General features: G+C 54.3%; 1 tRNA gene and 2 rRNA genes (1 of these 3 cut by a window edge). All 3 read left to right on the forward strand.

Going from position 1 to position 2,707, the window contains the following annotated elements:
• A 23S ribosomal RNA gene (locus tag ACZ7GB_RS17470) occupies positions 1–2,233 on the forward strand; it begins 599 nt to the left of the window's first position.
• Positions 2,234–2,318: 85 nt separating this feature from the next.
• A 5S ribosomal RNA gene (rrf, locus tag ACZ7GB_RS17475) occupies positions 2,319–2,433 on the forward strand.
• 196 nt (positions 2,434–2,629) lie between these two features.
• Positions 2,630–2,706 (forward strand) — tRNA-Met (locus ACZ7GB_RS17480).
• Position 2,707 lies beyond the last annotated feature (1 nt).

Raw genomic sequence — 2,707 nt, forward strand, 5'->3', positions numbered from 1 at the left:
CAACGACTTGGTCTATCGAGCAAGCTTAAGCCGTTAGGTGTAGGCGTAGCGAAAGCGAGTCTTAACAGGGCGAATGAGTTCGATGGATCAGACCCGAAACCAGATGATCTAGCCATGTGCAGGCTGAAGGTGAGGTAACACTCACTGGAGGGCCGAACCGACACCCGTTGAAAAGGGTCCGGATGACGTGTGGCTAGGGGTGAAAGGCCAATCAAATCTGGAGATAGCTGGTTCTCCGCGAAAGCTATTTAGGTAGCGCGTCGATTGTATTCTCCCGGGGGTAGAGCACTGCATGGATGATGGGGGCCCACAGCCTTACTGAGTCTAAGCAAACTCCGAATACCGGGAAGAACTGATCGGCAGACACACGGCGGGTGCTAACGTCCGTCGTGGAGAGGGAAACAACCCTGACCAACAGCTAAGGCCCCCAATTCATGGCTAAGTGGGAAAGCATGTGAGACTTCCAAAACAACCAGGAGGTTGGCTTAGAAGCAGCCATCCTTTAAAGATAGCGTAACAGCTCACTGGTCTAGTCAAGAGGTCTTGCGGCGAAGATGTAACGGGGCTCAAGCCATGAGCCGAAGCTTTGGATGCACAGTGATGTGCGTGGTAGCGGAGCGTTCTGTGATATAGAACGCTGCCTCCTTATCTCCTTCGGGAGTATTGGAGGCAATGTTCTGACTGTGAAGCCGGGCTGTAAGGCATCCGGTGGAGTGATCAGAAGTGAGAATGTTGACATGAGTAGCGACAAACAGGGTGAGAGACCCTGTCGCCGAAAGTCCAAGGGTTCCTGCTTAAAGCTAATCTGAGCAGGGTAAGCCGGCCCCTAAGGCGAGGCCGAAAGGCGTAGTCGATGGGAACCAGGTTAATATTCCTGGGCCATGTGGTGGTGACGGATTGCGAGGGTTGTTCACACTTATCGGATTGTGTGGGCCGCTTAGCAGTTCCTGGAAATAGCCCCACTATCGGACCGTACCCGAAACCGACACAGGTGGACTGGTAGAGAATACCAAGGCGCTTGAGAGAACCACGTTTAAGGAACTCGGCAAAATGCCTCCGTAAGTTCGCGAGAAGGAGGCCCCATTCTCACGCAAGTGAGGGTGGGGGGCACAAACTAGGGGGTGGCGACTGTTTACTTAAAACACAGGGCTGTGCGAAGCCGTAAGGCGACGTATACAGTCTGACGCCTGCCCGGTGCCGGAAGGTTAAAAGGAGGAGTGCAAGCTCCGAATTGAAGCCCCGGTAAACGGCGGCCGTAACTATAACGGTCCTAAGGTAGCGAAATTCCTTGTCGGGTAAGTTCCGACCTGCACGAATGGCGTAACGATCTCCCCGCTGTCTCAAACGTGGACTCAGCGAAATTGAACTGTGTGTCAAGATGCACACTACCCGCGGTTAGACGGAAAGACCCCATGAACCTTTACTATAGCTTCGCACTGGCATCAGGCATGTGATGTGCAGGATAGGTGGTAGGCTTTGAAACGGGGACGCCAGTCTTCGTGGAGCCATCCTTGAGATACCACCCTTCGCCTGCTTGATGTCTAACCGCGGTCCCTTATCGGGATCCGGGACCCTGCGTGGTGGGTAGTTTGACTGGGGCGGTCGCCTCCCAAAGTGTAACGGAGGCGCGCGAAGGTTGGCTCAGACCGGTCGGAAATCGGTCGTTGAGTGCAATGGCAGAAGCCAGCCTGACTGCAAGACTGACAAGTCGAGCAGAGACGAAAGTCGGCCATAGTGATCCGGTGGTCCCGAGTGGAAGGGCCATCGCTCAACGGATAAAAGGTACTCTGGGGATAACAGGCTGATGGTGCCCAAGAGTCCATATCGACGGCACCGTTTGGCACCTCGATGTCGGCTCATCTCATCCTGGGGCTGGAGCAGGTCCCAAGGGTACGGCTGTTCGCCGTTTAAAGAGGTACGTGAGCTGGGTTTAGAACGTCGTGAGACAGTTCGGTCCCTATCTGCCGTGGGTGTAGGATACTTGAGAAGAGTTGCCCCTAGTACGAGAGGACCGGGGTGAACGGACCACTGGTGGACCAGTTATCGTGCCAACGGTAGTGCTGGGTAGCTATGTCCGGACAGGATAACCGCTGAAAGCATCTAAGCGGGAAGCCCCCTTCAAAACTAGGTATCCCTTGAGGGCCGTGGAAGACCACCACGTCGATAGGCTGGAGATGTAAGCGCGGCAACGCGTTCAGTTGACCAGTACTAATTGCCCGATTGGCTTGATTTGATCCGGTAGAAGCCAGACCTCTGGCTCCGATCATAATCAAAAGCTGCATAGCAACTTGACTTGAACTTCATCGCTTCTTCCTCGGTTTGGTGGTCATAGCACGAGCAAAACACCCGGCTCCATTCCGAACCCGGCCGTTAAGTGCCGTCGCGCCAATGGTACTGCGTCTTAAGACGTGGGAGAGTAGGTCACCGCCAAACCTAGAAAGAAGCGATAAAACTTCATCTCTCAAACAACGATGACAAACAAAATCCCGATCGCAAAAACATAAAGCCCTCGGGAAACAAACGCGGGATGGAGCAGCCCGCAATCGCTACAAACTCTCCTCGAGAGTTTGCCTAACGCGATCGCCTCGTCAGGCTCATAACCTGACAAAAAGGGCAAACGCTCAACGGACGCGGGATGGAGCAGCCCGGTAGCTCGTCAGGCTCATAACCTGAAGGTCGTAGGTTCAAATCCTACTCCCGCAACCAA

The organism is Thioclava sp. PTB-PU3-1 (assembly GCF_055666785.1).